Raw genomic sequence first — 6,228 nt, 5'->3', positions numbered from 1 at the left:
ACGGATCCCCCCGATCAGTCAAATAATCCACCCCGTCTATTCGCCGTGGCGAATCCACTCCGTCCACCCCGTCCACTCCGTCCACTCTGTCCACTCTGTCCACCCACCCCACAGAATTGATTTGCGGCGTCCCAGCCGCTAGCATGGCGTGACAACCCCCAGCAGTAAACGGAGTACCCAACGACCATGAGCGCACTTACCTCGGAAGCGGTCTACGAACACCTTCTCAAGAAGATCACCTCCGGCGAATACCCGCCCGGAATGCGCGTGGTTGAGCAGAACCTCGCCGACGAGATGGAGGTCGCGCCCCTCGCCATTCACGACGCCATACGCCGCCTGACCGAAGAGGACCTCGTCGAGCAGATCACCGGCCAGGGCGCATTCGTCCGCGAACTCAAGGCGCGCGATATCATCAAGCTCTACACCTTCCGCGAACAGCTCGAAGTCTTCGCCGTGAGCGAGGCGGCGGACAACATCCAGGCGCACCAGCAGCGCAATCTCGAGGCCCATTGCGAGGCCCAGGAAAAGCTCGCCGAGGCCCTGGCCCAATCCGATACCGCGCAACCGGACAAAAAGCTCATCCACGAATGGCACACGCAGGACATGGCCTTCCACCGCGCGATCGTCGAGGCCACGGACAACGAATGGATCCAGCACGCGGTCGAGCGCACCCGCCTGCTCGCCCACGCATCCCGCTGCAAGCCCCGGGACCAAATGCCGGAAGATCCCGCCCTCACCGTGGAGGAGCACCGGGAAATAACGGCGGCCATCGGCAGTGGCGACGCCTTCCTCGGCGGTGATATCATGAGCCGCCATATCCGGCGTTCCATGGATTCCCTCTTACGGCGCCTGAACAGCAACGGCGCCTGATCCGGGCGCCAGCGCCGGTTCCGCCTCCTGGAAAGACCCGCATGACCCCGCTTTCCGGCCTCATTCCGGCCACCTTTACACCTATGCGTGCCGACGGCTCCCTGAACCTGGGCCAGGTCCCCGCTATTGTCGATCGCTTCGTCCAGTATGGCGTCGGCGGCCTCTACATCTGCGGCAGCACCGGCGAAGGCCCCCTCCTCACCACCGAGGAGCGCAAGGCCGTCGCCGAAGCCTATGTCAAAGCCGCGGCCGGCCGCATCCCCGTGGTCATTCAGACCGGCCACGCAAGCAACTGGGAATCGCGCGGCCTCGCGGCCCACGCCGCCGCGATCGGGGCCGACGCCATCAGCGCCCTCCCGCCCATCTACTTCAAGCCGGACAGCCTCGACATGCTGATCCAGTGCCTCCAGGAGGTCGCGGACGGCGCGCCAAACTTGCCCTTCTACTACTACCACATTCCCCCGCTGACCTCCGTCGCCTTCGACATGCGCGCCTTCCTGCGCGAGGCCCCCGAGCGGATTCCCTCGCTCGCCGGGCTCAAGTTCAGCAGCCACCTCCTCCAGGAGTTCCAGGCCTGCATCGACGAGGCCGGCGACCGCTTTCAACTTCTGTTTGGCGTGGACGACATGTATGTCAGCGGCTATGCCGTCGGCGCATCGGGCGCCGTCGGGAGCACCTACAACTTCATGGCCCCCATCTATCAGGAGGCCCGCCGCGCCTACGACGGTGGCGACAGCCCCCGCGCCTTTCAACTCCAGGTCGAAGCCGGGCGGATCGTCGCCAAAATGCTCGAATACAAGCATATGGCCGGCCTCAAGGCGGTCATGAAGATGCTCGGCCTCGACTGCGGGCCAAGCCGTCTGCCGCTGAAGACCTTGAATGAATCGGAATACGCCGCCCTGAAGGCGGATCTGGAAGCCATGGGCTTTTTCGAGAAGTGGGGGATGGTATGAATAGATGGGCTAGCCGTTTACGCTGGTTCCAGCCCATGTAAATACAGGCTATGGGTGCCACGGACAAACCCGCGAGGGTTTGCCCGTGTGGGGCAGCCAATATGCGCCTCACAAATACTTCGATTGCCTGGCTGGTTTAAGAAATGCCATGGAGATCTGAAATTGACCGCAATACGAGTTCTCATTTCATCGATCCTGCTCCTGCTGGCGCTGGGCGTGGCCACCGCCGATGACCCATACCCCGACGCCGTAACCGTCTTCACCCGTGAAGCCGACGACGCCTACGCCGCCATCCGCATTCCCGCGATTGTCCAGTCGAAAACGGGCGCCCTCCTGGCCTTCGCCGAGGGCCGCCCGCTCGACAACGATCACGGCGAAAACGACATCCTCCTCCGGCGCAGCACCGACGGTGGAAAAACGTGGGACGCAACACGCGTTATTGCCGAGTCGGGACGCGATTCGCTCAACGACCCCTGCGCGATCGCCCTGCACGACCCCGACCGCATCCTCCTCGTCTACCACCGCTACCCCCAGGGCTACCACGGCCGCGTCATGGCCCACACGAAGCTCCTCGAACTCGGCTACGGCGGCCCCGCCAACGCCCAGTCCTTCCTCATCACCTCAGAGGATGACGGACTAACCTGGTCCGCGCCGCGCGAACTTACCCGCGAACTTCGCGCCCCCGACGCCATCGCCGTCGGAAGCCCCGGTAACTTCATCCAGATTGCCCATGGCCCCAACCAGGGCCGCCTCGTCCTCCCGCTCTACGAAAACCTGCCGGTGGGGGAGGGCGATCGCATGCACTACCTGCGCGCGGCCATCAGCGATGACCTCGGCGACACCTGGCGGCTTGGGGAGCGCGTCTCCTACGCAGAGATCACCGGCTGGGGCACCGAGGCGCAAATCGCCGAGACGGAAGGCGGCGTACTGGTCATGTCCGCGCGCCTCATGGACGGCGCCGTCCCCGCGCGCATCCTCTGCGAGAGCCGCGATGGCGGCGAATCCTGGACCCCCGCCCGCCTCGATCCCACCCTCGAAACGCCGCCCTGCATGAGCAGCATCGTCTCGCGTTTTGATGCGGACGGCAAAGCGGTATTGTTCCACTCGCTGCCCAAGACGGCGGAAGAACGCGCCAATGGACAGCTCTACCGCAGCACCGACGGCGGCGCGACCTGGACCCACGACAGCGCCATTTACTCCGGAGATTTCGCCTACAGCGCCCTGGTGGTCCTCAACGACGGCCGCATCGGCTGCCTCTACGAGCGCGATCACTACAAAACCATCAGCTACGCCGTCCTCGATGCGGAGTAACTCGGTTTCGCCACAGAAGGCACAAAGAACACAAAAACGGATGGTATATACTTTGTGTTCTTTGTGCTCTTTGTGGCAAAAATACCCCCCGCCAACTCGTTCCCACGGTCCCCCGTGGGAATGCATACCGTGCCGCTCCCGCGGCGCTAAACCACGCCGCCTACAAGAAGTCAGAACAACGTGAACACATCCCTCGCCGAAACCTTCAAAACCGCCTTCGAAGCCGTCTCCGGACACGCCTACATCGTCCAGACCGAGGCCGAAGCCGCCGAAATCATCGCGCGTGTCGTGCGCGATGCCAACGCCGCGCGCATCGCCTTCGCGGAACTGCCCGACACCCTCGTCGACACCGCCACGGCACAATGCAACGGCGTCGAAGTCCTCCGCCCGCCCTACGCCGCGGACGCCGCCCTGCACGCAATTGACCAGGTGCAGGTCGGAATCACGGGAGCCCGCTTCGGCATCGCCGAAACCGGCACCCTCGTCGAAGTCAGCCTTGATGACGCCAGCCGCCTCGTATCCGCCCTGCCACGAACCTACATCGGCATCGTGCGCGCGCGCGACCTCGAATCGACCCTGCGCGGGTGCGGCGCGCGCATGACCGCCGTCCTGAAAGAACACCCGGAGAATATCATGATCAGCTACATCTCCGGACCCAGCCGCACCGGCGATATCGAGATGATTCTGACGTTGGGGGTGCATGGCCCGGAACACGCGCACGCGATCATCCTCCTGGGAGAACACGAATGACGGTCACCCGCCAGCAGCGACTCAACGAAGCGATCACCCGCGCCATTGCCGAGCCGAAACAGGCCAACGCGCTATACAACTGCATGAAACGCGGCCGCGACAAGCGCCAGGAGCGCCTGGCCACCCTGCCCGGCGGCGCCGCCTTCCGCGACGATGTCCGGGCCATCAAGGACCGCTGCATCGAGAAGCGGGAGGAGCTGCTGGAACGCTTCGTGAAGGCCTGTGAGGCCCGCGGCTGCCACGTCTTTGTCGCGGAGGATGCGAAAGCGGCGAACGACTACTGCGTCCAGGTCGCCCTGAAACACGAAGCGAAATCGGTATCCAAGTCGAAATCGCTCACAACGGAAGAAACCGAGGTCAACCACGACTTGCAAGCCGCGGGCATGACGGTCGTGGAGACGGATCTCGGTGAGCTCATCATCCAGCTCGTCGACGAAAAGCCCTACCACCTGGTCTTCCCGTCGGTGCACAAAATGCGCGATGACGTCGCCGAGATCTTCGCCCGCGAAACCGGCAAGCCCGTCGAGGCCACCATCGAGTCGATCATGCCCGTCGTGCGCGCCTACCTGCGCCCCATCTTCCTCAATACCGACATCGGCATGACCGGCGCCAACGTCGGCGTTGCGGAAACCGGCACCATCTGCATCGAGACCAACGAGGGCAATGCCCGCTTGGTCTCCGCGATCGGCAAGGTCCACATCTGCGTCATGGGCATGGAGAAAATCGTCGAGACCATGGACGACGCTCTGGCCATGGTGCTCGCCCACCCCGTGAGCGCCTCGGGCCAGTTGCCCACCACCTACGTCACCTGGATGTCCGGCCGCAATCCCCTCGGCGCCGGCGGCCAGCCGCGCGAATCCCACATCGTCATCCTCGACAACGGGCGGCGGAAGATGGCGCAGGACCCGCTCATGCGCGAGAACCTCCGCTGCATCCGCTGCGGCGCCTGCATGAACGTCTGCCCGACCTACGGCGTCGTCGGCGGACACACCTTCGGCCACATATATCCCGGGCCCATGGGCATTCCGTGGACCGCCGGCGTCCACGGCCTCGAAAAAGCCGCTGAATTCGCCGACCTCTGCGTCTCCTGCGGGCTCTGCAAGGAAATCTGCCCCACCCAGATCGACATGCCCCTGGCCATTGCCCAGGTGAAGCACCGCGACCACAAGGAGAATCCCCCGCCGCGCGTCAATGAACTGCTCATGGCCGCCGAGACCGCCGCGAAACTCGGCTGCGCCTTCGCGCCCCTTTCCAATTGGAGCCTGCGCAATCCACACTTCCGCTGGGTCATGGAAAAGGCCACCGGCATTGACCGCCGCCGCGAAATGCCGCCCTTCGCCCGCAAGACCCTCCGCAAGCAGTGGGTCGCCCATGTGGCGCCCGAGGCGGCGAAGCGGAAAGTCGCCTACTTCCACGATATCTTCGCGAACTACAACGCGCCCGAACTCGGCATGAAGGCCCTGCGCCGCCTGGAGAAAAGCGGCTGCCACGTCGCCCTCCCCGAACAGCAGGCCTCCGGCTACCCCTACATCGGCTACGGCGACCTCAGCCGCGCCCAGGACGCCGCCATCTACAACGTCATGCGCCTCGCCGAATACGTCGATCAGGGCTACGACATCGTCGCCACCGAGCCCACCGCCGCCTACTGCCTCAAGGTCTCCTACCCCAAGCTACTCCCCATGAACCCGAAGGCGAGACAGGTCGCCGACGCCACCCACGAATACTTCGCCTACCTCATGGACATCGAGGGCGCTGGCGGAAGCGACGCCCTCGAAGGCCGCACCTACGGCTTCCACTGCTCCTGCCACCAGCGCCCCCTCGGCATGGGTAGCGAGGCCATGGCCTGGGTCAAAAAACACGGCGCGGACATCGAGCTCATCGAAAGCGGAACCTGCTGCGGCATGGCCGGCACCTTCGGCCTCAAACACGGCCCCATGGGCTACGACCTCGCCAACGCCGTCGGCAAACCCCTCTTCGACGCCTTCAAGGCCAAGGGGGTGGATGCCATCGTAACGGAGTCGTCGGTGTGCAGCATCCACCTCAAAGAAGGCACGGGCCTCCCCGTAATGCACCCACTCGAACTGCTCTAAAAACCGCCCACCAACAAACGGCCCCAGCGCCTCGAAAAGCGCGACCCGCAGATCGGTAGACGTCCAGCAATTCTTTCCGGCCCTTCCGGCCCTTCCGGCCCTTCCGGTCGTTAGGTCCCTGTGGTCCCTGTGGTCCCTGTGGTCCCTGTGGTCCCTGTGGTCCCTGTGGTCCCTGTGGTCCCTGTGGTCCCTGTGGTCCCTGCCGTCAACTGTCAACTGTCAACTGTCAACTGTCAACTGTCAACTGTCAACTG

The 6,228-nt window shown here is 64.2% G+C and carries 5 protein-coding genes; all 5 read left to right on the top strand.

The features are described from left to right. Positions 1 to 186 precede the first annotated feature (186 nt). The 5 genes from KF886_26820 to KF886_26800 all read left to right on the top strand — a co-directional run bounded on the left by KF886_26820 (position 187) and on the right by KF886_26800 (position 5,974). Positions 187 to 870, top strand: a complete 684-nt coding sequence (locus KF886_26820) for a GntR family transcriptional regulator (GenBank protein ID MBX3180974.1) — start codon at positions 187 to 189, stop codon at positions 868 to 870. Positions 871 to 911: 41 nt separating this feature from the next. Further along, a complete protein-coding gene (locus KF886_26815; protein MBX3180973.1) occupies positions 912 to 1,823 on the top strand; it encodes a dihydrodipicolinate synthase family protein in 912 nt (303 codons plus the stop codon). A 162-nt stretch (positions 1,824 to 1,985) separates the two neighbouring features. Further along, positions 1,986 to 3,134 (top strand): exo-alpha-sialidase, encoded by a 1,149-nt coding sequence (locus tag KF886_26810; GenBank protein ID MBX3180972.1) that lies wholly within the window; start codon positions 1,986 to 1,988, stop codon positions 3,132 to 3,134. A 180-nt stretch (positions 3,135 to 3,314) separates the two neighbouring features. Further along, on the top strand, positions 3,315 to 3,884 hold the full coding sequence (locus KF886_26805) for an LUD domain-containing protein (protein ID MBX3180971.1): 570 nt from the start codon (positions 3,315 to 3,317) through the stop codon (positions 3,882 to 3,884). Continuing rightward, positions 3,881 to 5,974: an LUD domain-containing protein gene (locus KF886_26800; GenBank protein MBX3180970.1), complete on the top strand. Its 2,094-nt coding sequence runs from the start codon at positions 3,881 to 3,883 to the stop codon at positions 5,972 to 5,974. The genes KF886_26805 and KF886_26800 overlap by 4 nt, the downstream gene beginning before the upstream one ends. Positions 5,975 to 6,228 lie beyond the last annotated feature (254 nt).

The sequence above is a fragment of the Candidatus Hydrogenedentota bacterium genome (assembly GCA_019637335.1).
Classification (GTDB): domain Bacteria; phylum Hydrogenedentota; class Hydrogenedentia; order Hydrogenedentales; family JAEUWI01; genus JAEUWI01.
The sequence above is the reverse complement of the archived record's forward strand: the minus strand, read 5'-3'. Positions and strand labels throughout refer to the sequence as shown.